We start from the raw sequence: 26,594 nt of genomic DNA on the forward strand, positions 1-26,594 counted from the left end.
ATAGATAAAGACAATACATTCAGTGAAAAATAAAGGAGACTTTCGTTATGAAACGATATCTTAAACATTATATTAACGGAGAATGGGTGGAGTCCACCGGTTCTGAAACGACAGAAGTCATCAACCCTGCTACCGAAGAAGCATTCGGAGAGATAAGTCTCGGAACGAAAGAAGATCTGGACAAAGCGGTGCAGGCTGCACGCGATGCTTTCCCTCACTTTTCACAAATGCCTAAAGAGGAAAGAGTGAAAATGCTTGAGGATATTGCCGAGGAGTATAACAACCGCAAAGACGACATTATAGACACGATTACGGAAGAACTCGGTTCTCCTGTTGAAGTTTCGGAAAAAGTCCACTTCATGATGGGGTACAACCACTTTGCCCAGGCAGCGGAGTCGCTGAAGGATTTTCCGTTCATTGAAGAATATGAAGGACATACGAGGATGAAAGAAGCGAGTGGTGTCAGTGGCCTGATCACTCCTTGGAACTTCCCGACAAACCAGACATCGACGAAGATTGCCAGCGCTTTTGCTGCAGGCAGCCCCGTTGTATTGAAGCCGGCGGAACAGACGCCTTTTGCAGCTTTTATCCTTACAGAAATATTCGATAAAGTGGGCGTTCCAAAAGGTGTGTTCAACCTGGTGAATGGTACCGGGGAAGTTATCGGGGACGGTATAAGTTCTCATAAGGATATCGACTTCGTTTCCTTCACCGGGTCGGGAGCCACGGGTGAGAAGATTATGAAAAATGCGGCAGAAAACATTACGAATATAGCGCTTGAGCTTGGAGGGAAATCTCCACTGATCGTGCTTGATGACGCAGATGTGAAAGATGCCGCCCGTACGGCTCTTACACACATCACGAATAATACCGGTCAGGTATGTTCAGCAGCTACAAGGACCCTTATTCCTTCTTCGATGAAGGACGAATTTGAGCAGGCGATCAAAGATGTGCTGCCTGAATTTAAAGTAGGAGACCCGCATGAAGGAAATCATATGGGACCGATCGTATCTCAGAAGCAATGGGACACCGTCCAGTCCTATATGGAAAAAGGGACAGAGGAGGGCGCCACTCTTCTCGTCGGCGGCCCGGGGAAACCCGAAGGTCTTGAGCAGGGATACTACGCGAAGCCGACTGTCTTCACGGATGTAGACAATGACATGGTCATTGCACGTGAAGAAATCTTTGGACCCGTCATGTGTGTTCTCACGTATGACTCCCTTGATGAAGCTATCGAAATCGCCAACGATACGGAATACGGTCTTGCCGGTTATGTATACGGAAAAGACGAAGAGAAATTAAGAAAAGCTTCCGCAGGCATACGCGCCGGCCGTGTTAAAGTCAATGATACGAAAGCGGACTTTGCCGCACCATTCGGTGGCTATAAACACTCAGGAATCGGCAGAGAATGGGGCGACCATGGTATTGAAGAGTACCTGGAAGTGAAAACCATTCTCGGGTACCCTCAAAAGTAACATCCGGGAAACGGTCCCTTCGCCTCGAAAAGGCAGGAGGGACCTGATAAAAAAAGAGTGATTTTCTTGTGTCGTTAAAGAAAATCACTCTTTTTTGTATAGTGGGGGGTAAACCTGGAAGAACCCCCTGCACAATATTTCCCCGGAAATAATCATGTCTGTTCGACGGGTATAGTCTCCCAGTTCAGCTGATCGGCCACTTTTTTTAGTCTCGGTTCCGGCTGTACCGCGACCGGATTCCCTACGGCCTCAAGAACGTCGAGGTCGGAAAAACTGTCTCCGTACGCATAACTGCCGTCCCAGTCGATGACGGCCGAGCGGAGATGTTCCATCACTTTTTTCATTTTCCGGTCCCCGTTCACGTGCTGGATCCGTTTTTTATGGTCGAGGTAACCTTCTTTGTAGGGAACTTCTGTGCCGAGCACGAGATCAAAAGGCAGATCGTCTGTAATCGTTTCAAGCATCGGTTCAAAGGCACCGGATACAAGTACTGTATAGTCTCCCCGGTTTTTGTGCCACTCCAGACGGTCGAGTACTTCCCGGTTCAGTCTTTTTTTCATCTGATTCGCCAGCTGTGCGAAAAATTTGTCCACGTCTTCACGGGATGTCTTCTTAAAAGAAGAGATATAACTTCTCATGGAGTCTTCCTTCATTTTTCTTTCGGGATAAAGTTTCAGTTTGTAAGCAGTATACATAGGAGCTATCTTTCTCATGAAAGTATTGTATTTTCTATGATGCATCGGGTGTGTCTTTAGATGGGTCATCATGAGCGGGAAGGTTTCTTCCGGAAACAAAGTACGGTCAAAATCGAAAATGGCTACTCTCATCAGAATCCTCTTTTCGTTTATAGTAATACTAATATTATAGAAGAAGGATAAGTTGGAAATCAACCAAAGGAGAATGCAGTATGGATTATGAAAAATATATGAAAGTCACCAAAATCGAAGAAATCGGAGAAGGGATGAGGGTATGTCTGGACTTCGTGGATATACTGAAGCCTTCTGACGGTGTGTTTGTAGGCAATACGGGGCACGGATATATTAAAGTTCTCGCAGAGAATAGAGAGTCGGAAGGTTACCCCGCGCGTCCCTTCCGGATCAATGCAGGAGCGCTGCATCAGTACGTTCGCCAGGGTGAACAGACGAAATACCTCCATGAGTGCCAGGCGGGCGAGGAGGTCAGCGTTACGGATGGGGAAAAAGAGCGGATGATCGCTCTCGGCCGCGTGAAAATAGAAAAACGGCCGCTTTTACGAGTGGAATGTACGGACGGGGAAAAGCTCATCTCGGCTACTTTACAGAAATCGGCCAGTGTATACGTCAGTGAAAAAGAAAAAGGGGAATACCCTTTACTGGAACTTAAAACCGGGCAGGAAATTCTCGCTATTGCAGATGAGCCTGGCAGGCACCTCGGTACAAAAGTGGACGAAGAGATAATTGAGAAATAAAAAGTTTCGGATAATGTTTTTTCGACGTACTGCTGAGGTAAACAGGGAACAAAGATTGAATCACAAAAGGAGGTTCCTGCATGGCTATAGAAATTGGTGAAGAAGCACTGAAACAGAAACACAACCACAAAAATGTGGAAGTGCTTGATGTCCGTACGGATGAGGAAGTGAAAGAAGGGATGATTCCGGGAGCTATTCACTTTCCTTTGGATGAGGTGGAAAGCAGGCTGAGTGAGCTGAATAACAACAAAGAGTACGTAACAGTGTGTGCTGCAGGCCCCCGCAGTACCCAGGCTGCAGATATCCTTACAGAAAACGGGATACAGGCCCAGGTATTGAAAGGTGGCATGCGCGACTGGAGCGGCAGTATCAGTAAGTAGAAGCTCTCCAGGTTAATAGATTCAGCCTCAGGTGGATTCCTGAGGCTTTTTTATCCAGGAGATCTCCTGCTTGAAAACCCTTTTGTTAGAAAATATGTTTAAACATGTAAATGAGAGGGGATTGTATAGTCGTTCTGCTTAAATTAAGTAACGAAAATATATATTAGGAGGATTCGAATGGGAAAGAAAGGTCTTATTGATTACAAAATATTTATACCCGCCTTATTGATTGTAATCGCCATTAGTATCCCTTTTGCCATGTACGAAGCAAAATCACTGGAGCTTTTGAACTCCATTTTTGATTCAATCGTCACATCATTTACATGGGGATATCTGTGGTACGGAATTATATTAGTTGTAGCAGGTTTGTATTTGTCATTTTCAAAATACGGAAAGGTAGTTCTTGGTGACCCCAAAGAGAAACCACGGTTCTCGTTGTTCGAGTATTCTTCCATACTTATCGCCATGGGACTCGGTTCCACTATCATGCGTACCGGTATGCTTCAGTGGACGTCGGTAGCCAACGATCCGCCCGCCGGAGTGGAAGCCGGGTCTCCGGAAGCGATACTGTGGGGAAATGCTTACAGTATGTTTCTATGGGGATTCCAGGTATTTGCGATATTCGTTCTGATCGCCCCTGCCATGGGCTACATTCTGCACGTGCGTAAGCGTCCGCTTATGCGTGTATCGGAAGCATGCCGGTCTTTATTCGGAGATAAATTCTCAGACGGAATAGGCGGAAAAATATTCGACATACTGTTCCTGATCAGTATTCTATCCGGCGCTGCTGTTACTCTCGGTCTCGGAGCTCCGATTGTGACGTATAACCTGGCCCACCTTATGAATATTGAAATTACGTTCACATTAACGCTTATCGTTACTATCGTCTGGGTGTTTTTATTCTCCCTCAGTGCCTATGCAGGTATCGAGAAAGGGATCAAGAGGCTCAGTACGCTCAACATGTATCTTGCCGGAGCATTAGGTCTGTTTATTATCTTTGCAGGCCCCGGGATATTCATTCTTAACTATTTCTCTGACAGCGTGTCTTTCCTGATCTCGAATTACGTCAATCTTTCGCTGAATACGGACTCCGTGCATGAGGGAGGAATGTCCCACGTGCAGAGTAATACTGTTTTCTTCTTTGCCTACAGTGCAACGTGGGCGATGCTGCACGGCGTGTTTGCAGCTAAAATCTCACGCGGTCGTACGGTCAAGGAAATGATTCTTACCTATTTCCTGGCACCGACCCTGATCTCATGGATAGCTACCGGCATACTCGGTGGTCTTGGAGTGTATCAATACCTGAAAAAGGATATGAACATTCTGAAGCTCGTCCAGAACGAAGAGAGAATGGCAGCGATTCCCGAAATACTGTCCACTCTGCCTCTTGGCTGGCTTGCTATCACTCTTTTCATGATTGTTGCCCTGATTTTCCTTACGACGACGCTGGACTCCACGACTTATACCGTAGCGGCTTATACAAGTACGCGCGATATGAGTAAATTCGAACCGCCGAAAACACTGCGTATCATCATAGCTGCGATCATTACCGTAGTAGCTTTAGTATTGATGCGTATCGGCGGTCTGCCGCCGCTCGAAGTCGTCTCCGGTCTGATGGGACTCCCTATTATAGTCATCCAGTTCATTCTCATCTGGGCAGCTATAAAAATGATGAACGAAGACGAGGCATTCAAGTATAATATAAGAAAATGAGGCAGCGTCTCCCCGATACTTCAAAGGTATCGGGGAGTTTTTATAAAGCCGGCGGTTCTGTGACACTTTTGCTGTAAATAAAGGCTTTTTACAGACGGGGCAGCTTTCGGATGTAAAGTCCGGGCAGAAGGGGGAGCATATGAGAGAATTTTTATATAGCCGCCTGTACATTTTTTATTCGGCAGTATTTTTACTGAATATCATACATACATTCACCGAAAACGACGCGCTTTATTTCGTTATCGGCGTTTTGAGTATTCTGATGATTTTACTTGCATTTCCGAGAGCATCACGGGTGTTTCGGGTTCTCGGCACGGTACTGCTTACAGCCGGAGGATTTTTCTTCCTTTCGGGCTCTCTTTCACTTGGGGATATACCGGGGTTATTCGCCGGAAACGTCGGACTGCTGCTTCTCTTATCCGTGCTGCCGTGGATGAACAGTGCCGTGAAAGCGGGACGCTACAACAAATTGCTTAAGGGCCTGCTGCAGTCAGGGGCAGGGACACTCGGGCAGCTTTACGGAAGAAGCGAAGCGACGATGGTGTCGCTGGCTGCTTTTCTTAATCTTTCCTCGGCCACGATCTCCCAGGACCTATTGAAAGAACAGTTAGGCAGGTTCAGCCCGGACGTGAGGAACAGCTTCGTTTCTATGGCTACGTTACGCGGCTACTCTCTCGCACTGCTGTGGAGTCCGCTTGAAATTTTACTGGCAACCTCTATTTTCATTACCGGAGCAGATTATCTGCAGGTGCTCCCGTGGATGCTGCTCATTTCTTTGGCCGGTTTTTTTCTGGATACACTGGCGGGTCGCCGGAAGTTCGGGAATTATGAACTGCAGAAGGAAACAAAACAGAAAAACAGTTATGGGAGAGGGAAGTTGAAAGAGTTCATCCTGGCGCTCGTCCTGTTTCTGAGTACGGTAGTTTTTCTTGCGAATGTCATAGATTTTGAATTTCTTTTCTCTGTAACTATTGCCATCGTACCTTTTGCTTTTCTGTGGAGTACGATTTTGAAAAGACGGAAAAGTTTCTGGTTAATCGGATGGTCGGCCTGGAAGCGGCACACGAATCATCTTGATAACTTTATAGTGCTCTTACTGAGTCTTTCCGTTTTAACAGAGACGCTGAACGCCTCTCCATATCTTAAACTGCTGCAGCAGCCGGTCATCGCCTATAGTGATTCTCCTGTAGTTATTATGCTCATCATTCAGCTGACTTTTCTGCTTATGACACTTGTTGGCGTTCACCCGCTGGCTACTATGGGGATATTCGGAGGGATCAGCGGACTCCTTATGGAAGCTCTGCCTCCTGTCACTCTGGCTGTCCTGTTATCAAGTTCGGCGATCGCTACCGTCCCTTCTGCTCCTTATGGACTGATCGTCACCATCACTTCCGTCAACTTTCAGATGAATCCTTACCGTATCGTCTGGAAAAACCTCCCCTTTACAATTGTTTGCGGAAGTATCGGTACCGCCGTCGCTCTGCTGACAATGATCGTGCATTAGCTTAAATATATTTGAAAAGGGGTTGCTATTTGATAATAACGGTGATATAGTAGTAATTAACTTATTGTTGTTCGGAACGAAAGCAACGAGCATGAGTGTGAAAGCTTGTCGTCTTGAATGCACGTCGTGAGCAAGAATAGTAATACATTGGTGATCAAGAATCACCGCAGGAGGAAACAATATGTTACAAGGTAACGTGAAATGGTTCAACGCAGAAAAAGGTTATGGCTTCATCGAAGTAGAAGGTCAGGACGATGTATTCGTACACTTCTCCGCTATTCAAGACGAAGGCTTCAAAACACTTGAAGAAGGTCAAACAGTATCTTTCGAAATCGTCGAAGGTAACCGTGGACCACAAGCTGCTAACGTTCAAAAATAATTGTTCGTTGCTATAGGAAATTCCCGCGTTCATTGCGAGCGCGGGGATTTTTTTGTTTTCAACAAATCACACGTGTGGCTGCACAAGTTTCAAACGTTTTGAAACAGGTATATGGTAAAACAAAGGAGGCGTTCACTTATGTGTGGCAGATTTACGCTCATCGCTGAGCTGGAAGACGTAAGGGAAGAATTCAAGCTGGATAAAGTGAAGCTTGATAATTGGATGAACAGTTACAACGTTGCTCCTTCGCAATATATACCTGCCGTTATCCGGAGCGACGGAGAAAAACGGATGGGGTATTTACGCTGGGGACTGATACCGCCCTGGGCAGATGACGAGAAGATAGGGTTCAAAATGATCAATGCCAGGTCGGAAACGGTGGAGGAGAAGAAAAGTTTCCGTAAACCTTTTGAACAGCAGCGTTGCATTATCCCGGCGGACAGTTTCTATGAATGGAAAAAAGACGAAGCGGAGGAGAAACAGCCGTATCGGATTCAGATGAAGGACCAGGGCTTATTCGGCCTTGCCGGGCTGTGGGAGAAGTGGAAAAATAAAGACGGGGAAAACGTATTTACCTGCACGATTCTGACGACGGAAGCGAACGAAGAAATGAGTAATCTTCACCACCGGATGCCGGTAATCCTGCAGCGGAACGATTACGATGCATGGTTTGAAGGGAAGGAAGAAGCTAAAAACCTCCTGACTCCGCTGCCGGATGGTGCCCTCACAATGTACCCGGTATCCAAGCGGGTGAATACTCCTGCAAATAACGATGCTGCTCTTCTTGAAGAAGCGTAATACATCAAGAATATTTCTAAAATTGGCGCTTCCGGAAAAAGGTCCGGAGTTTCTTGAACAATCCGGAAAAATGCCATAAAGTAATAGCTAATCGTTATTTGAATGGAGATGTAAAAGCATGACAAGCTATGTGGAAGACAAACTGCACAACTATAAAGAAAAACATAAAGACAGAGCGAGATTGCTGATCCACTGTCCGGACCAGCCCGGTATCATCTCCCGCGTATCGGATTTCCTCTATACGTACGGAGCTAATATAGTCGCTTCCCATCAGTATTCCACAGATCCCGAGGGAGGGGAGTTCTTCATCAGAATCGAATTTGACTGCCCGGGACTGGAAACGAAGTTCAGTCAGATAGAAGCCGATTTTCAGCCTGTTGCCGCTGACTTTCAAATGAACTGGAAGATGGCAGCTGTCAGCGAATTGAAAAACGTGGCCATCTTCGTTTCAAAACAGCCTCATTGTCTTCTGGAACTGCTGTGGGAATGGCAGAGCGGGGACCTGATGGCGAATCTCGCTCTTGTCATCAGTAATCACGAGGATACAAGAGAGATGGTGGAGTCGCTCGGTATTCCTTTCTACCATGTTCCTTCCAATAAAGAAATGCGTAAGGAAGCAGAACAGAGACATAAAGAACTTCTCGAAGAGTACGAAGTCGATCTTATCGTGCTGGCAAGATATATGCAGATTCTTACTCCGGAATTCGTGGAGTCCTACCGTAACCGGATCATTAACATCCATCATTCGTTCCTCCCGGCATTCGTCGGAGCAAGGCCCTATGAACGTGCTTATGAACGGGGAGTGAAAATGATCGGAGCGACTTCCCACTACGTGACGAACGATCTGGACGAAGGGCCTATCATCGAACAGGATATCGGTCGCGTCGATCACAGAGATCATGCCGAGGACATGAAAAAAATCGGTCAGACTATTGAACGGAGCGTATTGGCCCGGGCTGTAAAGTGGCACCTGGCGGATCGGATCCTCGTTCATCAAAATAAAACCATCGTGTTTTCCTGACAGAAGACCGTCTTTTCCGTCTCTTTTTCTTTAAGAGACCTAAAGAGACGGTTTTCTTTACAGCTTTGTAAATTTTCTAAAAATTATTTACAATAGAAGAAGTTTCATATGGCAGGGGGAATAATAATGGATATATTCAAACCGTCCGAGGCGATGGAGAGACTACCGGAACAGTTTTTCGCCAAACTGACGAAACGTGTAATACAGCTGAAGAAAGAAGGAAGAGATATCATTAATCTCGGTCAGGGGAACCCGGATCGCCCGACACCGGAGAGTATTGTACATAAGCTGGAAGAGGCTGCGAAAAAACCTGCGAATCATGGGTATATCAACTTTCGCGGACTGCCGGAATTCAAGCAGGCGGCAGCGGATTACTACCGGCGCGAACATCAGGTGGAGCTTGATCCCGAAAAGGAGATTGCAGTACTGTTCGGGGCGAAAGCGGGACTTGTGGAAATCAGTCAGTGCTTTTTGAACCCGGGAGATACGGTGCTACTCCCGGATCCCGGCTATCCGGATTATATGTCCGGTACCGCTCTATCTGCAGCCCGTAACGTCTTCATGCCGCTCCGGGAAGAGAACGGCTTCCGCCCGGATTATTCAAAACTGGATAAGGAAAGTCTCAAAGCGGCCCGGCTGATGTTCCTGAACTACCCTAACAATCCTACTGCAGGCATCGCCACGCCCGCTTTTTTCGAAGATACGGTAAAGGTGGCCCGGGAGAACGGGATAGGAGTGGTCCATGATTTTGCATACGGGGCGATCGGATATGACGGGGAGAAACCCGTGAGTTACCTCGAAACAGAAGGAGCGAAGGACGTAGGGGTGGAGATATTCACGCTTTCGAAAAGTTACAACATGGCCGGATGGAGAGTCGGATTTGCAGCCGGGAACGAAAAAGTGATTGAACAGATCAACAAGCTTCAGGATCACATGTATGTCAGTCTGTTCGGGGCCGTGCAGGAAGCGGCTGCCGAGGCTCTGACCGGTGACCAGAGTGAGGTACGGGAACTGGTAGCAATGTATGAACGCCGTCGCGACGTTTTCATCCGGACACTTGCTTCCTTCGGCTACCCTGCAGTTCTTCCGAAGGGTACATTTTTCTGCTGGGTGCCGGTGCCGGACGGATTCACGTCGGAAGGTTTCTCCGAATACGCCATCGAGCAGGCGGGAGTGGTGACCGCCCCGGGGAACGGTTTCGGTTCGGAAGGGGAAGGGTACGTCCGCGTCGGGCTTCTTGCTGACGAAAAGGTACTCCGGGAAGCGGCGGAACGTCTCGGCCGTCTGTACACCCGGTTGAAGCCGTGATGTCCTTTTTGCTCAAGATGGCCCCTTGTAGTATAGTTTAAAATAAATAGAAGTATCTAAAAATTCGGAAATACAGAGAGGGGCAGCACCAGATGTCGCAGTCGTCTTTTATGCTGAACAGTAAAATCGCCGAGGTCATTAAAAATATTAATAAAGTGATAGTAGGAAAAGAGGATGCAGTCATTTTAAGCATGGTGGCACTTCTTGCGAAAGGTCATGTGCTGCTTGAGGACGTGCCGGGAGTCGGTAAGACGATGCTGGTACGTACGCTTGCGAAATCGATGAACTGTGAATTCAGAAGAATTCAGTTCACTCCGGATCTTTTGCCTTCGGACGTGACGGGTGTCTCCATTTATAACCCGAAAACGACGGAATTCGAATTCCGCCCCGGACCGATTCTCGGTAATATCGTTCTGGCAGATGAAATAAACCGCACTTCCCCTAAAACGCAGTCTTCCTTACTTGAAGGAATGGAGGAAGCGAATATCACCGTGGATGGCCGTACCGTTCCTCTTAAGCACCCTTTCTTCGTTATGGCCACCCAGAACCCGATTGAGTATGAAGGGACGTACCCGCTTCCGGAAGCGCAGCTGGATCGTTTCCTTCTTAAGCTGAAGATGGGATACCCGTCCTATCAGGAAGAAATGGAGATGCTCGCCCGTACATCCGGCACGCATCCGATCGATTCCCTGGACCCCGTCATGACGCTCGAGGAGCTCGCTCAGGCGCAGGAAAGCGTGCGGGAAGTCTATGTGGATCGTACTATTGAACAGTACATCGTTTCACTGACTTCCGCGACACGGGAACATCCGGATGTTTATCTCGGGGTAAGTCCGAGAGGGTCCATGGCCCTTATGAAGGCAGCTAAAGCCTACGCTTATATATATGACCGCGATTATACAGTGCCGGACGATGTACAGTACGTAGCCCGTTTCGTGCTGCCGCATCGTCTCATCCTGACTTCGGAGGCAAACTTCGAAGGGAAGACTGCGGATGACATAATTGAAGAGCTGATTGAGGCGACACGTGTTCCCGTACAGAGGAATGTGAGTGAATGAAGCGTAAACTTTTCAGAGCAGGAAAAGTCGGGCTTCTCTTTATTCTGTTTGCCATCCTGTTTTCTTACGCAATGTTCCAGGGGGGATTCGTCAGCTGGTTCCTTTTCTATTCATTTCTGCCTTTTCTGGTTTATATGGGAGGGCTTCTTTTTTACCCGCTCGACGACTGGACGGGCGCCAGGACTCTCTCTTCGGGACTTATAGAATCCGGGGAAGCGGTCGACATCGAGGTCGAACTCAGGCGTACGATTCCGTTCCCTTTATACTTTATGAAGGTGAAAGAGAGCTATCCGGAAACGCTGCACCTGAAAGTCCGGACCGGAGAGGGTGTTGCGACCGTTGACAGGGAGGAGAAAACGGTGGAAAGAATGATTTTCCCGTGGTTCCGCCGGAAAGTCCGCTTTCACTACCGCCTCGACCATCTGCCGAGAGGGAGTCATCAGCTGGGGGAGATGTATATCCGTACAGGGGATTTCTTTGGTTTCGTGAAAAAAGAAGCGGCAATTAATGCAGGAGGCCGCTTCACGGTTTATCCTCCGAGCCGGAACGTAACTTTGTCGTTCGGTTCGAAAGGGTTCGGTCAGGGGAAGTCGGCTGCTGCGAACGTGAAAGAACGTCACTCGAATATGGTAGCCGGATTAAGGGAGTACGCACCGGGAGATCGGATTTCCTGGGTGGACTGGAAAGCGACGGCCCGTAAAAACAAAATGATGACGAAAGAATTTGAACAGGAAAAGAGCTCGGAATCCGTACTTGTGCTGAGTACATTATCGTCCCCGGCGAATACTGCCGAGTTCGAAGGGGCGGTGGAGTTCGCTTATTCTCTTATGCTTAAGCTCACGCGCCGGGAGACCCGGCAACTCTCTTTCCTTTCTTTAGGAAAAGCAGGAAAATACGTAGCTTCCATCCATTCACGGCGCCAGCAGGAGATGATCCGGTATCATCTGGCTGAAGTATATCCGGATGAGACAGGTAATTTTGAAGAAGAAATGGCCAAAGGGCACGGCCGGCTTCCGGCTCAGGCAACCCTGATGATCATAAGCACGGACCTCGATGATTCGATAAAGAACAGTCTATTGCGACTGTCTCCCTCGGGAAGGAACGTAGTGCTTTTTGTGATTATGTTTCATAAGGAATGGGATTTTACGAAGCAGAAGCATGTCAGGGAGTTGAAAGAGTACGGGGTCCGGGTGCAGGTGCTGACCGAAAAAGCCTGGAAGAGACCGGAATTTGAGGTGGAAGTATGAAGAAACTGTTGCTGTCGCTGATTTACATCGGTGGGTTTTTCCTTCTCCTTGAATGGTTATGGCCGTTAGGCATCCTTACGAATACCCAAAATGCCGGGGTTTTTTACTTGTACGCAGCTTTTTGTTTCTTTTTAGCATTTATGCAGGTCCGCTGGTACATAGCAGTTCCGCTGAAATTACTGGGACTTATTTTTGTTCTTGATGGTTTATTTATTCCGGAACGGATTTTCAGCAGCGGCTGGTGGAGTATTCTTTATGAACAGCTCATGTTCAACGCGGAAGCGGTGTGGGCACAGGAATGGTGGGATTTTACCGCTTTTTTCCGGAGTCTTCTCTTTCTCGTGCTGCTGTGGCTCGTCAGTTACCTGCTGCATTATTGGCTCGTAATTGCCCGAAAAGCACTTTTTTTCATTATCCTTACCTTTATATATATCACTGTCATTGATACGTTCACGCCTTATGAGGCTCAGGGAGCCATTATAAGGACATTTATTCTTGCTGCCTTCGTCCTTGGGCTGCTGCAGTTGGAGAAAGAGGTGAGCGACGACAGGAAAGAAATCAAATGGAAAACGGCGATCCTGGCTCTGGTTCCGCTTGTATGTGCCGTTCTTCTCGCTGTAGCCGCCGGTGCGGCTCTTCCGAAGTTTTCGCCGCAATGGCCCGACCCGGTCCCTTATCTGGAAAACGTTACCGGAGGTGCAGGAACAGGAGGCGGAGAAGGTGGCGTGCAGAAAGTGGGCTACGGAGAAAATGATTCACGTCTCGGAGGGGCGTTCGTCCAGGATGATACGCTCGTATTTCAGGCTATCGTCGAGGATCGACAGTACTGGAGGGCGGAGTCCAAAGATCAGTATACGGGCAAAGGCTGGGAGGATACGCTTGAGGAACCGGTGACAGGAAGGGACCCGGGTGATATCGGATACTCCCTTTTCGAAGAGGGAGTGGAAACGGATCCTTCTCAAGGTTTCATCGATTTCACGGAAGAAGCCGACTTCGGCAAACTCCTCTATCCATACGGGATGACGGCGATAGGGAACCTCGAAAATCCGCTGGAAATAGAGTTGCATACACAAACCGGGGAGATGGAGACGAGAAGCGGAGGAGATGCCGTGCAGCCGGCCAGTTATTCTTTCGACTACGGCGCTCCCGCTTTCGATTTGCGTCAGCTGAGAGAAGCCAGTGGGGAAGACCCGGTCTCTGTAAGGGAAAAATATTTGCAACTGCCTTCCTCCGTGACGGAAAGGACGAAAGAACTTGCATCTGATGTCGTTTCGGAATACGGCAATCGCTATGATAAAGCGAAAGCGGTCGAATCCTATTTCAGCTCGAACGGCTTCGAGTATTCCACTACGGACGTGGAGGTGCCGGAAGGGGACGAGGATTACGTCGATCAGTTCGTCTTCGAGACGAAAAAAGGATACTGTGATAACTACTCGACGTCCATGGTCGTCATGCTGCGGGCGGAGGGTATACCTGCACGGTGGGTGAAAGGTTTTACCGGAGGAGAAATTAAAGAGACGGACGCGGAACTGTTCGGCGAAAATTTGAATGCATACGACATTACGAGTGCGAACGCACACTCCTGGGTGGAGGTGTACTTCCCGGATGTCGGATGGGTACCATTCGAACCTACGCAGGGTTTCACCAACAACGCGGATTTCACCAGTGGCACGGATACGGATTCCGGAGAGCCCGAAAGAAGTGAGGAAAGTCCCGAAGTGGAAGCTCCCGATCAGCAGCAGGAAGGGAATCCGCAGCAGATCGGCGAAGAGGAGGGAGCAGAAGGAAGTGCGGAGAATGGGAGAGGAGAAGGTTTTCTCCGTAACCTCCTGTGGTGGATCGTGCCGGCTGTTATTCTAGTGCTTCCCGCAGTCATGTACGTGACGCGGCTCCGCTGGCTGAGCTGGTACCATGGGAGACGCCTTGCAAAAAACGAAACGCCGGATTCCTTTCAGGCGGCTTACCGTCATCTGCTCGTCGTACTCGATAAAAAAGTGCAAAAACGGGGGGAAGGCGAGACGTTACGGACGTATGCGAAAGCGATTGACCACAGATTCGAAACGGTCGACATGCAGCATCTTACCACTCAGTACGAACGACTCGTGTACCGCAAAGAGCAGCGTCTACAGCGTGCCGGTCTATCAGAATTATGGGAAAATTTAATTAAAAAAGCATTGTCTTGATTCTCACAGGTTCGATTGTTAGAATGGGTAGCAATCGAATAAGCCTTCATATATCCTCGGCGATACGGGCCGAAAGTATCTACCGGAACACCGTAAATGTTCTGACTATGAAGGCAGGAACGGTGACGTATGTGCTTACTCCTGCCTTCTCTGATCTTAAACCGGGGAGGCAGTTTTTTATAGGGCCTGTTCAATGATTAGTCAAGCAAGAAATAAACAGTCGGGAGAGAGGGAAACGTGATGGAAAAAGTAAAAGGCATGATTCTCGTTCTGGATTTCGGGAGTCAGTATAATCAGCTGATCACAAGGCGTATCCGTGAGTTTGGAGTGTACAGTGAGCTTCATTCCCACAAAATGACCGCAGAAGAGATAAAAGAATTGAACCCGAGCGGTATCGTTCTCTCCGGAGGGCCGAACAGTGTATACGGAGAAAACAGCTTCCGCTGCGATACGGACATTTTTGACCTCGATATACCGATTCTCGGCATCTGTTACGGTATGCAGCTGATCACCCATCAGTTTGGGGGTCAGGTGGAACGGACCCCGGAACGGCAGTACGGGAAAGCGGAAATTTCCGTTAAAAACGATTCCCTGCTCTTTCAGAAAACGCCGGTCGAACAGAACGTGTGGATGAGTCATAGTGATAAAGTGATCGCCGCTCCGGAAGGGTTTCAGGTGGATGCTGTCAGTCCTTCCTGCCCTGTGGCGGCCATCAGCGACAGGGAACGTCGTATGTACGGCGTACAGTTTCATCCGGAAGTCCGCCATTCCGAATACGGTAACGATCTGTTGAGAAGTTTCGTTTTTGACGTTTGTGAAGCGGAAGCGGACTGGACGATGGAACACTTCATCGAACTGGAAGTAGAGAAGATTCGGGCGGAAGTAGGAGACAGAAACGTCCTTTGCGGGTTAAGCGGTGGAGTGGACTCTTCGGTAGTGGCCGGTCTTATTCACCGGGCCATCGGAGATCAGCTTACCTGCATTTTCGTCGATCACGGTCTTCTAAGGAAAGACGAAGGGGACGACGTCATGCGTTTTCTCGGCGATGGATTTAACATGAACATTATCCGCGTGGACGCGAAAGACCGTTTCCTGACGAAGCTTGCGGGCGTCGAGGACCCGGAACAGAAAAGGAAAATCATCGGTAACGAATTCATTGAAGTTTTCGATGAAGAAGCGGAGAAGCTTGAAAATGTGGACTACCTTGCTCAGGGGACCCTTTACACCGATATTATCGAAAGCGGAACCGAGACGGCCCAGACGATCAAGTCCCACCATAACGTCGGCGGTCTGCCGGAGGACATGGAGCTGAAGCTGATAGAGCCTCTGAACACGTTATTTAAAGATGAGGTGCGCGAACTCGGGACCGAGCTTGGTATACCGGAACATATCGTGTGGCGCCAGCCGTTCCCGGGACCGGGACTGTCTATACGTATCCTCGGTGCTGTAGATGAGGAAAAGCTTGAGATTGTCAGGGAATCCGATGCGATTCTGCGAGATGAGATCAAGGAAGCGGGACTGGACCGCGACATCTGGCAGTACTTCACCGTCCTTCCTAACATTAAGTCAGTCGGAGTCATGGGGGACGAGCGTACGTACGATCACACGATAGGCATCCGGGCCGTCACTTCCATCGACGGAATGACTTCGGACTGGGCACGGATTCCGTGGCACGTTCTTGAGAAGGTGTCGACGAGACTGGTGAATGAAGTAAGTCATATTAACCGGGTCGTGTATGATGTTACGAGTAAGCCGCCGGCTACGATCGAATGGGAATAAAAAAGTAAATAAGCAACTAACGTATAATCTTGGGGATAAGGCCCATAAGTTTCTACCGGACGACCGTGAATTGTCCGACTACGTTCTGAACACCGGGGGCATTTGTCTCCGGTTTAAGAGCTGAAGTGTGGAAACCCCCGGTTATGCCGGGGGTTTTTTATATGGAAGAATACATTCAGTGAAGAGAAAATACAGGATAGAAAAGAGGACAACAATGAAAAAATACTTCCAGTTTGAAAAAAACAAAACGAATTACCGTACGGAGTTTATCGCCGGCCTTACCACGTTTCTGGCGATGGCCTACATCCTTTTCGTCAACCCTTCGACGCTCGCTCTCGACGGTATTGAACAGCTGCCGGAAGGAGTTACGAGAATAGATAAAGGAGCCGTGTTCACGGCCACTGCTCTGTCCGCCGCCATCGGTACGCTCGTTATGGGCTTGTTCGCCAAATATCCGATTGCCCTCGCTCCCGGTATGGGGCTCAATGCCTTCTTTGCCTATACGGTCGTGCTCGGTTTTGGTATTCCATGGGAAACGGCGCTTGCAGGTGTACTTGCTTCCGGACTTATTTTTATCGTTTTAACCGTCACCGGTCTGCGCCAGACGATCATCAACGCCATACCACCCAACCTGAAACTGGCAGTGGGAGCAGGTATCGGTTTGTACATCGCATTCATCGGTTTCCAGAATGCCGGTATCGTCGAAAATAGTGACGCTACTCTGGTACAGCTTGGTAATATTCTGGAACCGACGACGCTGCTTGCGGTTTTCGGAATTTTCATTTCGGTGATTTTCCTTGCGCTCGGGTTTCAGGGAGGTATTTTCTATGGAATGATCCTGACCGCAATCGCCGGTATGGTAACGGGGTTGATTGCGGCTCCTGCGGCACTCGGGGATGTAGTAAGTCCTGCACCGAGTCTCGCTCCTACATTCGGAGAAGCATTTCTGCACCTGGATGATATTTTCACGATGCAGATGCTCGGAGTCATTCTTACATTCCTTTTCGTCGATTTCTTTGACACAGCGGGGACGCTTGTCGCCGTAGCTTCCCAGGCCGGATTTATGAAAGATAATAAATTGCCGAGAGCGGGCCGTGCTCTGTTTTCCGATTCGGCAGCCACGGTTGCCGGGGCGGTTATGGGAACTTCTACAACGACTTCCTATATAGAATCCACCGCCGGGGTAGGGGCAGGCGGACGGACCGGGTTCACCTCGGTCGTTACCGCTCTATTTTTCCTGCTGGCTCTGTTCTTCTCTCCTCTGCTCGGTATCATTACGGCAGAAGTGACAGCCCCGGCTCTGATCATCGTCGGAGTACTGATGGCCTCGTCGCTGCGGGCCATCGAGTGGGATCAGTTTGAGATAGCTGTGCCCGCTTTTCTCGTCATTACGGCTATGCCGCTGACGTACAGTATCGCCACGGGGATAGCAATGGGCTTCATTTTTTACCCGCTTACGATGGCCCTGAAAGGCAGAGTGAAAGAGATTCATCCGATTATGTACGGCCTGTTCGTCATCTTCATTCTTTACTTCATCTTTTTGGCTTAACTTTTCACAAGTTGTATACTGGGTGAAAGAAAGCGAAGAAGGAGAAGATGAAAATGGCGAAGAAGAAGAAAGAAAGTAATAAAAAACGCTTCGAAGTCGGAGCCGGTGAATCGATTGAAGATTGCCTGGAACGAATCCGGCTTGAAGGGTTCGTACCGGTACGCCGCATGGAGGAACCGGTATTCGAAGAGAAAGACGGTGAAATGCAGGTAGCAGGAAGAGAAATCGTCTTTGAAGCTAAGAAAATAACCTGAAAAACGAACGTTAAAATTTAAATTCAATCAATAATTCGTATTTTATTGACATGAATCGAAAAATACTGTTATGATTCGAGTAGAAAAAAGCATAAAACGAACCTCATATAGAGCGATAATAAGGATCGTTCGTCTCTACCTGGTCGCCGTAAATGACCGGACTATGAGGGGAGACACCCGGGATACGTATGTCCTGCGGGCACTCCTCTCAAGTCGGATGGGGGAGAGCCGCAGGATATTTTTATGCCGGAAATCACAGTTTCGAACTTTTTATTCAGGGGGCACAGGAATGGCTGAAGTCGGTGTAATTATGGGAAGCATTACGGACTGGACGATTATGGAAGAAGCGTGCACAGTACTCGGGGAACTCGGAGTCTCTTATGAAAAAGAGATTATTTCCGCCCACAGAACTCCGGAGGATATGTTTGTATACGCGGAGGAAGCGAGGGGAAAGGGTCTCAAGGTGATCATCGCAGGCGCCGGCGGAGCAGCGCATCTGCCCGGGATGGTTGCATCAAAAACCACTCTCCCGGTCATCGGGGTACCGGTGGAATCCAAATCGCTGAACGGAATCGATTCTCTGCTTTCTATCGCTCAGATGCCTGGAGGCGTACCGGTGGCCACCGTTTCCATCGGAAAAGCCGGGGCGAAAAACGCGGGTATCCTGGCAGCTGAAATAATCAGCAGTTTTGATGAAGCGACTGCGCGGGCTCTGGAATTATATAAACAGGGACTGAAAGACAAAGTGGAAGACATGAGGAGGGAACTGCATGAACGTGATTGAACCCGGTGGAACGATCGGTATTCTCGGCGGCGGACAGCTCGGACGGATGATGGCGACAGCGGCAAAACATATGGGATACCGGATCGCCGTGCTGGATCCTGCCGAGGACTGTCCGGCGGCTCAGGTGGCGGATATACATGTGAAAGGGAAGTACGACGATCTCGAGGCTGCCGGGGAACTCGGCCTGCACTCCGACGTCGTTACGTACGAGTTCGAAAACGTGGATGAGCGCGTATCGCAATTTTTTGAGAACGAAGGGAAACTGCCTCAGGGGACTCTTCCTCTTGCTGTTTCGCAAAACCGCGGGAAAGAGAAAGAATTTGCGAAAAAAGCGGGTATTCACGTGCCCGCCTACCGGTTGATACAGACCGGGGAAGAGTTCGACCGGGCTGTGACCGACATCGGCCTTCCTGCTGTCATGAAAACAGTGAGCGGGGGGTATGATGGCAAGGGTCAGTATCTGCTCCGGAGTCCGGAAGACTGCAGTAGCGCCCGCGAGGATATCTGGGATGGAAAGTATGATGGAAAGTATATTGTGGAGAAATGGGTAGATATCGACAAAGAAGTCTCCCAGGTCTTCACCCGGGATAGCGCGGGTGATATTTCTTTTTTTCCGGTAGCGGAAAATGTACACAAAGACCAGGTACTGTTCACAACGACGGTTCCTGCTTCCATAAGTGATAATGAAACCCGGGAGATACGAAAGCGGACGGAGGCTCTTGCAGAAGAGCTCGGAGTGGTAGGAACGTTTGCAGTTGAATGGTTTGTAAGCGGGGAAGACGTTTACTTCAATGAAATGGCACCCCGTCCCCACAATTCGGGACACTACACGATTGAAGCCTGCAGTGTCTCCCAGTTCGAGCAGCACATACGGGCCATCTGTGGCTTGCCGCTGCTTCCGGTCCATACATTTCCGGCTGCCAAAATGATCAATGTTCTGGGCAGACACCGTGATGATCTTTTCCAGTCTCTCGGCAGTGAACAGGTTCACGTGCATGATTACGGAAAACACGAATCCCGCCCCCAAAGGAAAATGGGTCATGTTACGATAATAGGGTCGTCTCCGGACGATATAAAACTGGGCGAACCTGCCTGGTCGAAAAGCTGGTAAGGAGGAAACGGAATGATTGAACGCTATACGAGGGAAGAGATGGGAAATATCTGGGAAGAGGAGAATCGTTTCAAGGCCTGGCTGGAAGTGGAGATTCTGGCTTGTGAAGCCTGGAGTGAGCTCGGGGTCATCCCCCGGGAGGATGTGAAAAAGATTCGGGAGAACGCCGGTTTCGATGTATCCCGTATTCAGGAGATAGAAGCGGAAACGAGACATGATGTCGTAGCTTTCACCCGCGCGGTTTCAGAGACGCTTGGAGAGGAACGGAAGTGGGTGCACTACGGTCTTACGTCTACAGACGTTGTGGATACGGCCCTGTCTTACGTTTTGAAACAAGCTAACGATATTTTACGTAAAGATCTCGTCAACTTCATTGAAATTCTCGGAGAAAAAGCGAAAGAGCATAAACATACGGTGATGATGGGACGTACGCACGGGGTGCATGCGGAGCCGACGACTTTCGGTCTGAAAATGGCTCTGTACTACGAAGAGATGAAGCGGCATCTGGAACGGTTCGACCTGGCGAAACGGCAGATCGAAGTAGGGAAACTGTCGGGAGCCGTCGGGACTTATGCCAACATCGATCCATATGTGGAAGAGTATGTGTGCGAAAAGCTCGGCCTTGAAGCGGCACCTGTATCCACGCAGACGCTACAGCGGGACCGTCATGCGAACTACGTCTCGACCCTTGCTCTGATTGCTGCTTCCATTGAAAAAATATCAGTGGAAATCCGTGGCCTGCAGAAGACGGAGACACGGGAAGTGGAGGAGTTTTTCGCCAAGGGACAGAAAGGTTCTTCCGCTATGCCGCACAAACGGAACCCGATCGGATCCGAGAATATGACGGGGATGGCCCGTGTTCTTCGCGGAGATATGGTGACGGCTCATGAAAACGTGGCGTTGTGGCATGAGAGGGACATTTCCCATTCGTCGGCGGAGCGGATCATCCTTCCCGATGTGACAATCGGGCTGAACTACATGCTGAACCGTTTCGGCAATATCGTGAAAAACTTGACGGTCTTTCCCGAACGGATGAAGGAAAATATGGAGAAAACCTACGGACTGATCTTCTCTCAGCGTGTGCTTCTTACACTTATCGATGAAGGAATGGTAAGGGAGGAAGCTTATGACCTTGTCCAGCCGAAAGCGATGGAAGCCTGGGAGCGCGGTGTGCCGTTCCGGGAGCTGATTGAATCCGACGACAGGATAACGTCCGTCCTTTCCGGAGAGCAGCTGGAAGCATGCTTCGATTACCGGCACCATTTGAAAAACGTCGATCGTATTTTTGAACGGATCGGTCTTGCTTAACAAAACAGAGGCATCCGGTGGCTTCCGGATGCCCTTCCATTATTCATGAACAGGAGTGAGCGGATGAAAGAGTTGCTGTACGAAGGAAAAGCGAAGAAAGTTTTTTGTACGGAAGAACCGGAAGAACTTTTACTCGAATACAAGGATGACGCCACTGCTTTTAACGGAAAGAAAAAAGAATCGTTCCGGGGTAAAGGAGAACTGAATAACAAAATATCCTCGAAGATTTTCACCCTGCTTGAAGAAAAAGGGACCCCCACTCATTTTCTGAAAGAGCTCAGTGATACCGAACAGCTGGTCACGAGAACATCCATCATTCCGCTTGAAGTGGTCGTCCGTAATAAAGCTGCCGGAAGTCTGGTCCGGAGAATCGGTATCGAGGATGAAATGTCCCTCCATCCGCCGCTTATTGAACTTTTTTATAAAAACGATGACCTTGATGACCCGCTGATCAATGACCGTCACGCTCTGCTTCTTGCTGATGTAACACATAAGGAACTGATGGCTATCAAGGAAGAAGCTTTAAAAGTGAACGACGTACTGCTTGAAATTTTTGAAGATTGCGACTTATCTCTCGTTGATTTTAAACTCGAATTCGGAAGAACAGAAGGCGGAGATCTCCTTCTATCCGATGAGGTATCCCCTGATACATGCAGGCTCCGGGATAAACAGACCGGCGCGAAGATGGATAAGGATGTATTCCGTGAGGGAACCGGAGAACTTGTTCCTGTATATGAAAATATTCTGCAACGCCTGGAGGGTGCTACATGTGCAAAGTAAATATTTATATCACGCTGAAAGAAGCGGTTCTTGACCCGCAGGGAAAAGTCATATCCCAGTCTTTGAAAGACCTGGAATACGATGGAGTGCGGGACGTTCGTACCGGTAAGTATCTGCAGGTGGAACTGGCCGACCGGGAAAATGCGGAGAAGAAAATCGAGGATATGTGCAACCGTCTGCTGGCGAACCCGGTCATCGAGGACTACACGTATACGATTGAGGAGGTTGTCTGAGTGAAATTTGCGGTTATAGTGTTTCCCGGTTCGAACTGTGATGAGGATATGTACCATGCTGTTTCCGAAGTTCTTCAGGAAGAAGCGGAAATGGTCTGGTTTGAAGAGGCGGATCTCGATAAATATGACGGTGTACTGCTGCCGGGCGGGTTCTCCTATGGCGATTATCTCCGGTCGGGAGCCGTGGCTTCCGTTTCCAAAGTGATCGCTCAGGTAAGGGAGTTCATCGCGGCAGGAAAACCTGTACTGGGTGTATGCAACGGCTTTCAGGTACTTCTTGAAATGGGAGAGCTGCCGGGGGCTATGCTCAAGAACAGAGACCTGAAATTCATCTGCCGGGAAGAAAGCCTGACCGTGGAGCAGACGGATACTATGTTCACGTCCCGCTATGAAGAAGGGGAGACGATTTCGTTACCGGTCGCCCACGGGGAAGGGAACTATTACTGTGATGAAGCTGTGCTTGAGAAACTGAGAGAGAACCGTCAGATCGCTTTCACTTATAAAAATAACCCGAACGGATCCACCGGAAATATTGCCGGAATCACGAACGAAGCGGGGAACGTTCTTGGTATGATGCCCCACCCGGAGAGGGCCGTCGAGGAGCTGCTCGGAAATGATGATGGTCTTCGAATTTTCGAATCGATTCTGACCCACTGGAGGGACGTACATGTCGTTAATAACTGAATGGACACCGGAAATCATCGAAACGGAACAGGTATATAAGGAAGTTGGAGTGACTGACGGAGAGTTCGCCTACATCAAAAGGGTGCTCGGGCGTGCGCCGAATTACACGGAACTTGGACTTTTTTCCGTTATGTGGTCGGAACACTGCAGTTATAAGCACTCAAAGACGCTTCTGAAACAATTCCCGACGGATGGAAAACACGTGTTGCAAGGTCCCGGCGAAGGAGCGGGAGTGGTTGATATCGGTGACGGACAGGCTGTCGTTTTCAAGATTGAAAGCCATAACCACCCGTCTGCTGTCGAACCGTACCAGGGAGCTGCGACAGGCGTCGGCGGAATTTTGCGTGACGTATTTTCCATGGGGGCGAAACCGATCGCCCTCCTCAACTCTCTCCGTTTCGGCTCCCTCGAGCGGTCCAGGGTGAAATACCTGTTCAGGGAAGTAGTGCATGGGATATCGGGATATGGAAACTGTGTCGGCGTGCCGACAGTGGGCGGTGAGGTACAGTTTGATGATGCCTATAACGGAAACCCGCTCGTCAATGCGATGTGTGTCGGTCTCATTAACCATGAAGACGTCCAGCAGGGGGTAGCGAAAGGGACCGGGAACTCCGTCATGTATGCCGGAGCGAAAACGGGAAGAGACGGAATCCACGGGGCCACATTCGCCTCCGAAGAGCTGAGTGAGGACAGCGAATCGAAGCGTCCGTCCGTACAGGTGGGGGACCCGTTCATGGAGAAACTCCTGATAGAAGCCTGTCTTGAGGTCATCCATCACGAGGCGCTCGTCGGTATCCAGGACATGGGGGCGGCAGGGCTGACGTCATCTGCCAGTGAAATGGCAAGTAAAGCAGGAACGGGCCTCCGGATGAACCTGGATTTCGTCCCTCAGCGGGAAATGGGGATGACCCCTTACGAAATGATGCTCTCCGAATCCCAGGAACGCATGCTTCTCGTCGTTGAAAGAGGGCGGGAGGAAGAAATTGCGAAGGTGTTTGAAAAGTATGGACTGGAGGCAGTGACTGTCGGTGAAGTAACGGAAGATAAAAGATTCGTCCTCGAGCATAAAGGGGTAACCGTGGCCGATGTCCCGGTGGACAGTCTGGCAGAGGATGCTCCGGTGTATCAGCCGGAAGCACGGGAACCCGGCTATTATGAAGAATTCAGGAAAACCGACTACGTTCCGGAGGTACGGAATCCGAGAAATGTTCTGCGGGCCCTGCTGAAACAGCCGACCATTGCCAGTAAAGAATGGGTCTACGATCAGTACGACACGATGGTTCAGACGAACACGGTAGTGAAGCCCGGATCCGATGCCGCAGTGCTTCGTGTTAAAGGGACGGATAAAGCGGTGGCAATGACGACGGACGGAAACTCGAGGTACATTTATCTCGATCCTGAAACCGGCGGGAAGATAGCGGTGGCCGAAGCTGCCAGGAATATCATCGCTTCCGGAGGAGAACCTCTTGCGATTACGGATGGGCTGAATTTCGGCTCTCCGGAGAACCCCGAAGTGTACTGGCAGATGCAGGGGGCGGTCCGGGGGATGAGCGGAGCCTGCAGCGTTCTGGGCACCCCGGTCATCAGCGGAAACGTCTCCCTGTACAATGAAGCTGCGGGAGGTCAGGCGATTTACCCGACACCCGTAGTGGGGATGGTGGGACTTGTGAAAGAAGCCTCCCACATCACTACCTCCGACGTAAAAAATGCGGAGGACCTCCTCTATGTAGTAGGGGGAGCGGAAAGAGAGTTCGGCGGAAGTGAACTCCAGGGAATGCTGGAAGGAAAGCACTTTGGCCGGGCTCCGCACATAAATCTTGAGACGGAACAAAGAAGACAGCAGCAGGTGCTGGAAGCGATCAGGAAAGGTGCCGTTTCTTCCGCGCACGATATATCGGAAGGGGGGCTGGCTGTCGCTCTGGCCGAAAGTCTATTCGCGGAAGAACTCGGGTGCGAAGTGGAAATCGAAGGAGAAACCGTAACAGAACTGTTTGCCGAAACCCAGTCCCGTTTTCTTATATCAATCAGACGGGAGAAGCAGACCGAAATAGAGGAACTTATTCCGGAGGCCCGTTTCCTCGGAAAAGCGGCGGCACACGGAAGGTTCCATGTTATCAAAAACGGCGCCACGATCATCGATGAACCTATACAAACGCTGAAAGCGGATTGGAAAGGAGCTATTCCATGCCTGGTGAAATCAGAGGGCTGAACGAAGAATGTGGAGTGTTCGGAGTGTTCGGACATCCGGAAGCGGCCCAGCTTACGTACTACGGGCTTCACGCCCTGCAGCACCGGGGCCAGGAAGGAGCCGGTGTGGTAACGACGGACGGGGAAAATGTGCATGCCGTCAAAGGGCACGGTCTCGTCAATGAAGTATTCTCGGAGAATCAGCTGGTGGAACTGGTCGGATACGCGAGCGTCGGTCACGTACGGTACGCGACGGCCGGAGACGGAGGATATGAAAACATTCAGCCTCTTCTGTTCCGTACACAGAAGGAAAGTATGGCTCTCGCTCACAACGGGAATCTCGTAAACGCTCAAGGGCTGAAGAATCAGCTGGAAGCACAGGGAAGTATCCTTCAGACGACGTCGGATACAGAAGTGATCGCCCACCTGATCCAGCGGGCCGGGAACGTATACAAAGAAGAAGCGATTGCGCAGGCTCTGTCCATGGTAAAGGGAGCGTATTCGCTGGCGATCCTTACGGAAACCTGTATGTACGTGGCTATGGACCCGCGGGGACTGAGGCCGTTATCGATCGGAAAACTGGGGGATGCCTACATTGTCTCCTCAGAGACATGCGCCTTTGATGTCATCGGGGCGACCCACGTCCGGGAAGTGAAACCCGGTGAACTGATCAAAATTGATGAAGATGGAATGAAATCGAGACGATTCACCTCCAAAATTCAGCGCACCCTCTGTTCCATGGAATACGTATATTTCTCGAGACCGGACAGTGATCTGGATGGCAAAAACGTCCACGCCTCCCGAAAAACGATGGGACGGAAGCTTGCGGAGGAGTCCTTTGTGGAAGCGGACGTTGTAACCGGAGTGCCTGATTCCAGTATTTCTGCCGCTATCGGCTATGCCGAGGAAGCGTCCCTTCCATACGAGCTCGGTCTGATCAAAAACCGGTATGTCGGGCGGACGTTCATTCAGCCTTCCCAGGAACTGCGGGAACAGGGAGTGAAAATGAAGCTGTCGGCCGTCCGCGGTATCGTCGAAGGGAAGCGGGTCGTAATGGTCGATGACTCCATTGTCCGGGGAACGACAAGCCGGCGGATCGTCCAGATGCTGAAAGATGCAGGAGCGACCGAAGTACATGTGCGTATCGCCTCCCCGCCCATCAAAAACCCGTGCTACTACGGCATTGATACGTCGACCTCCGGCGAGTTACTGGCTGCGACCCGTACTTTGGAGGAAATGAAAGAGGAAATCGGAGCGGACTCGCTGCATTTTCTTAGTACCGATGGGCTGGAGTCATCAATTCATGAAGGTGAACAATCGCTTGAGCACGGGAGCTGTCAGGCCTGTTTTACGGGAAATTATCCGACCGAAATCTTCCCTTCCACGATACCCCCTTATGAAAAGGAGTAGCT

General features: G+C 49.8%; 24 protein-coding genes and 3 riboswitches. Of the genes, 23 read left to right on the forward strand and 1 reads right to left on the reverse strand.

The genetic code is table 11. From position 1 onward, the window contains the following. The first annotated feature begins 47 nt into the window (after nt 1-47). The gene (locus BLU03_RS10330; protein WP_076571229.1) at nt 48-1,475 is read left to right on the forward strand and encodes an aldehyde dehydrogenase family protein; all 1,428 of its coding nucleotides are present in this window, start codon (nt 48-50) and stop codon (nt 1,473-1,475) included. 152 nt (nt 1,476-1,627) lie between these two features. Here BLU03_RS10330 and BLU03_RS10335 read toward each other — a convergent pair whose 3' ends face one another. Next, nucleotides 1,628-2,302 carry an HAD family hydrolase gene (locus tag BLU03_RS10335; protein WP_093107634.1) on the reverse strand — a complete coding sequence of 225 codons (675 nt, stop codon included), beginning with the start codon at nt 2,300-2,302 and terminating at the stop codon, nt 1,628-1,630. 80 nt (nt 2,303-2,382) lie between these two features. Here BLU03_RS10335 and BLU03_RS10340 point away from each other — a divergent pair, with 80 nt between their 5' ends. The 22 genes from BLU03_RS10340 to purF all read left to right on the forward strand — a co-directional run bounded on the left by BLU03_RS10340 (nt 2,383) and on the right by purF (nt 26,592). Continuing rightward, nucleotides 2,383-2,922: a 3-dehydroquinate synthase II gene (locus BLU03_RS10340; protein WP_093107636.1), complete on the forward strand. Its 540-nt coding sequence runs from the start codon at nt 2,383-2,385 to the stop codon at nt 2,920-2,922. Nucleotides 2,923-3,002: 80 nt separating this feature from the next. Continuing rightward, nucleotides 3,003-3,302: a rhodanese-like domain-containing protein gene (locus tag BLU03_RS10345; protein ID WP_093107638.1), complete on the forward strand. Its 300-nt coding sequence runs from the start codon at nt 3,003-3,005 to the stop codon at nt 3,300-3,302. A gap of 177 nt (nt 3,303-3,479) precedes the next feature. After that, nucleotides 3,480-5,015, forward strand: a complete 1,536-nt coding sequence (locus BLU03_RS10350) for a BCCT family transporter (protein ID WP_093107640.1) — start codon at nt 3,480-3,482, stop codon at nt 5,013-5,015. Nucleotides 5,016-5,154: 139 nt separating this feature from the next. Further along, nucleotides 5,155-6,519: a hypothetical protein gene (locus tag BLU03_RS10355; RefSeq protein WP_093107642.1), complete on the forward strand. Its 1,365-nt coding sequence runs from the start codon at nt 5,155-5,157 to the stop codon at nt 6,517-6,519. A gap of 181 nt (nt 6,520-6,700) precedes the next feature. Next, entirely contained in the window at nt 6,701-6,898 is a 198-nt protein-coding gene (locus BLU03_RS10360) for a cold-shock protein (protein ID WP_008588184.1), read from the forward strand. 138 nt (nt 6,899-7,036) lie between these two features. Next, nucleotides 7,037-7,696, forward strand: coding sequence for an SOS response-associated peptidase (locus BLU03_RS10365; protein ID WP_093107644.1), 660 nt, complete (start codon nt 7,037-7,039; stop codon nt 7,694-7,696). A 118-nt stretch (nt 7,697-7,814) separates the two neighbouring features. After that, nucleotides 7,815-8,717 carry a formyltetrahydrofolate deformylase gene (gene purU, locus BLU03_RS10370; RefSeq protein WP_093107646.1) on the forward strand — a complete coding sequence of 301 codons (903 nt, stop codon included), beginning with the start codon at nt 7,815-7,817 and terminating at the stop codon, nt 8,715-8,717. 126 nt (nt 8,718-8,843) lie between these two features. Beyond that, complete coding sequence (locus tag BLU03_RS10375; protein ID WP_093107648.1) at nt 8,844-10,025, forward strand: pyridoxal phosphate-dependent aminotransferase; 1,182 nt, start codon at nt 8,844-8,846, stop codon at nt 10,023-10,025. Nucleotides 10,026-10,117: 92 nt separating this feature from the next. Then, on the forward strand, nt 10,118-11,083 hold the full coding sequence (locus tag BLU03_RS10380) for an AAA family ATPase (protein WP_093107650.1): 966 nt from the start codon (nt 10,118-10,120) through the stop codon (nt 11,081-11,083). Then, a complete protein-coding gene (locus BLU03_RS10385) occupies nt 11,080-12,330 on the forward strand; it encodes a DUF58 domain-containing protein (RefSeq protein ID WP_093107652.1) in 1,251 nt (416 codons plus the stop codon). Before BLU03_RS10380 ends, BLU03_RS10385 begins: the two co-directional genes overlap by 4 nt. Continuing rightward, nucleotides 12,327-14,513, forward strand: coding sequence for a transglutaminaseTgpA domain-containing protein (locus tag BLU03_RS10390; RefSeq protein WP_093107654.1), 2,187 nt, complete (start codon nt 12,327-12,329; stop codon nt 14,511-14,513). Before BLU03_RS10385 ends, BLU03_RS10390 begins: the two co-directional genes overlap by 4 nt. A gap of 26 nt (nt 14,514-14,539) precedes the next feature. Continuing rightward, nucleotides 14,540-14,641, forward strand: a riboswitch (purine riboswitch). A 112-nt stretch (nt 14,642-14,753) separates the two neighbouring features. Continuing rightward, complete coding sequence (guaA, locus tag BLU03_RS10395; RefSeq protein WP_093107656.1) at nt 14,754-16,292, forward strand: glutamine-hydrolyzing GMP synthase; 1,539 nt, start codon at nt 14,754-14,756, stop codon at nt 16,290-16,292. Then, nucleotides 16,292-16,393, forward strand: a riboswitch (purine riboswitch). Its footprint overlaps the gene before it by 1 nt. 113 nt (nt 16,394-16,506) lie before the next feature. Next, the gene (locus BLU03_RS10400; protein ID WP_093107658.1) at nt 16,507-17,841 is read left to right on the forward strand and encodes an NCS2 family permease; all 1,335 of its coding nucleotides are present in this window, start codon (nt 16,507-16,509) and stop codon (nt 17,839-17,841) included. A 53-nt stretch (nt 17,842-17,894) separates the two neighbouring features. Further along, the gene (locus BLU03_RS10405) at nt 17,895-18,095 is read left to right on the forward strand and encodes an NETI motif-containing protein (RefSeq protein ID WP_076571251.1); all 201 of its coding nucleotides are present in this window, start codon (nt 17,895-17,897) and stop codon (nt 18,093-18,095) included. 83 nt (nt 18,096-18,178) lie between these two features. Next, nucleotides 18,179-18,279, forward strand: a riboswitch (purine riboswitch). A gap of 105 nt (nt 18,280-18,384) precedes the next feature. After that, complete coding sequence (gene purE, locus BLU03_RS10410) at nt 18,385-18,879, forward strand: 5-(carboxyamino)imidazole ribonucleotide mutase (protein ID WP_093107660.1); 495 nt, start codon at nt 18,385-18,387, stop codon at nt 18,877-18,879. Next, the gene (gene purK, locus BLU03_RS10415) at nt 18,866-19,990 is read left to right on the forward strand and encodes a 5-(carboxyamino)imidazole ribonucleotide synthase (RefSeq protein ID WP_093107662.1); all 1,125 of its coding nucleotides are present in this window, start codon (nt 18,866-18,868) and stop codon (nt 19,988-19,990) included. The genes purE and purK overlap by 14 nt, the downstream gene beginning before the upstream one ends. A gap of 12 nt (nt 19,991-20,002) precedes the next feature. Beyond that, the gene (purB, locus tag BLU03_RS10420; protein ID WP_076571256.1) at nt 20,003-21,298 is read left to right on the forward strand and encodes an adenylosuccinate lyase; all 1,296 of its coding nucleotides are present in this window, start codon (nt 20,003-20,005) and stop codon (nt 21,296-21,298) included. A 63-nt stretch (nt 21,299-21,361) separates the two neighbouring features. Then, on the forward strand, nt 21,362-22,078 hold the full coding sequence (purC, locus tag BLU03_RS10425; RefSeq protein WP_093107664.1) for a phosphoribosylaminoimidazolesuccinocarboxamide synthase: 717 nt from the start codon (nt 21,362-21,364) through the stop codon (nt 22,076-22,078). After that, nucleotides 22,066-22,311 (forward strand): phosphoribosylformylglycinamidine synthase subunit PurS, encoded by a 246-nt coding sequence (purS, locus tag BLU03_RS10430; RefSeq protein WP_008588212.1) that lies wholly within the window; start codon nt 22,066-22,068, stop codon nt 22,309-22,311. Before purC ends, purS begins: the two co-directional genes overlap by 13 nt. Next, nucleotides 22,312-22,995: a phosphoribosylformylglycinamidine synthase subunit PurQ gene (gene purQ / locus BLU03_RS10435; protein WP_076571260.1), complete on the forward strand. Its 684-nt coding sequence runs from the start codon at nt 22,312-22,314 to the stop codon at nt 22,993-22,995. Continuing rightward, entirely contained in the window at nt 22,979-25,204 is a 2,226-nt protein-coding gene (purL, locus tag BLU03_RS10440; RefSeq protein WP_093107666.1) for a phosphoribosylformylglycinamidine synthase subunit PurL, read from the forward strand. Before purQ ends, purL begins: the two co-directional genes overlap by 17 nt. Then, complete coding sequence (gene purF / locus BLU03_RS10445; protein ID WP_093107668.1) at nt 25,180-26,592, forward strand: amidophosphoribosyltransferase; 1,413 nt, start codon at nt 25,180-25,182, stop codon at nt 26,590-26,592. Before purL ends, purF begins: the two co-directional genes overlap by 25 nt. Nucleotides 26,593-26,594: the final 2 nt, after the last annotated feature.

This window comes from Salimicrobium album, assembly GCF_900107115.1.
GTDB lineage: Bacteria > Bacillota > Bacilli > Bacillales > Halobacillaceae > Salimicrobium > Salimicrobium album.

Bases quoted from the DNA above. Each gene is read 5' to 3' on its own strand.
- BLU03_RS10375 (WP_093107648.1), top strand. From the start codon at position 8,844: ATGGATATATTCAAACCGTCCGAGGCGATGGAGAGACTACCGGAACAG.
- BLU03_RS10390 (WP_093107654.1), top strand. From the start codon at position 12,327: ATGAAGAAACTGTTGCTGTCGCTGATTTACATCGGTGGGTTTTTCCTT.
- BLU03_RS10365 (WP_093107644.1), top strand. From the start codon at position 7,037: ATGTGTGGCAGATTTACGCTCATCGCTGAGCTGGAAGACGTAAGGGAA.
- purB (WP_076571256.1), top strand. From the start codon at position 20,003: ATGATTGAACGCTATACGAGGGAAGAGATGGGAAATATCTGGGAAGAG.
- BLU03_RS10340 (WP_093107636.1), top strand. From the start codon at position 2,383: ATGGATTATGAAAAATATATGAAAGTCACCAAAATCGAAGAAATCGGA.
- purK (WP_093107662.1), top strand. From the start codon at position 18,866: ATGAACGTGATTGAACCCGGTGGAACGATCGGTATTCTCGGCGGCGGA.
- purF (WP_093107668.1), top strand. From the start codon at position 25,180: ATGCCTGGTGAAATCAGAGGGCTGAACGAAGAATGTGGAGTGTTCGGA.
- BLU03_RS10380 (WP_093107650.1), top strand. From the start codon at position 10,118: ATGTCGCAGTCGTCTTTTATGCTGAACAGTAAAATCGCCGAGGTCATT.
- purS (WP_008588212.1), top strand. From the start codon at position 22,066: ATGTGCAAAGTAAATATTTATATCACGCTGAAAGAAGCGGTTCTTGAC.
- guaA (WP_093107656.1), top strand. From the start codon at position 14,754: ATGGAAAAAGTAAAAGGCATGATTCTCGTTCTGGATTTCGGGAGTCAG.
- BLU03_RS10405 (WP_076571251.1), top strand. From the start codon at position 17,895: ATGGCGAAGAAGAAGAAAGAAAGTAATAAAAAACGCTTCGAAGTCGGA.
- BLU03_RS10330 (WP_076571229.1), top strand. From the start codon at position 48: ATGAAACGATATCTTAAACATTATATTAACGGAGAATGGGTGGAGTCC.
- purE (WP_093107660.1), top strand. From the start codon at position 18,385: ATGGCTGAAGTCGGTGTAATTATGGGAAGCATTACGGACTGGACGATT.
- BLU03_RS10360 (WP_008588184.1), top strand. From the start codon at position 6,701: ATGTTACAAGGTAACGTGAAATGGTTCAACGCAGAAAAAGGTTATGGC.
- BLU03_RS10335 (WP_093107634.1), bottom strand. From the start codon at position 2,302: ATGAGAGTAGCCATTTTCGATTTTGACCGTACTTTGTTTCCGGAAGAA.
- BLU03_RS10400 (WP_093107658.1), top strand. From the start codon at position 16,507: ATGAAAAAATACTTCCAGTTTGAAAAAAACAAAACGAATTACCGTACG.
- purU (WP_093107646.1), top strand. From the start codon at position 7,815: ATGACAAGCTATGTGGAAGACAAACTGCACAACTATAAAGAAAAACAT.
- BLU03_RS10350 (WP_093107640.1), top strand. From the start codon at position 3,480: ATGGGAAAGAAAGGTCTTATTGATTACAAAATATTTATACCCGCCTTA.
- BLU03_RS10385 (WP_093107652.1), top strand. From the start codon at position 11,080: ATGAAGCGTAAACTTTTCAGAGCAGGAAAAGTCGGGCTTCTCTTTATT.
- BLU03_RS10345 (WP_093107638.1), top strand. From the start codon at position 3,003: ATGGCTATAGAAATTGGTGAAGAAGCACTGAAACAGAAACACAACCAC.
- purC (WP_093107664.1), top strand. From the start codon at position 21,362: ATGAAAGAGTTGCTGTACGAAGGAAAAGCGAAGAAAGTTTTTTGTACG.
- purL (WP_093107666.1), top strand. From the start codon at position 22,979: ATGTCGTTAATAACTGAATGGACACCGGAAATCATCGAAACGGAACAG.
- BLU03_RS10355 (WP_093107642.1), top strand. From the start codon at position 5,155: ATGAGAGAATTTTTATATAGCCGCCTGTACATTTTTTATTCGGCAGTA.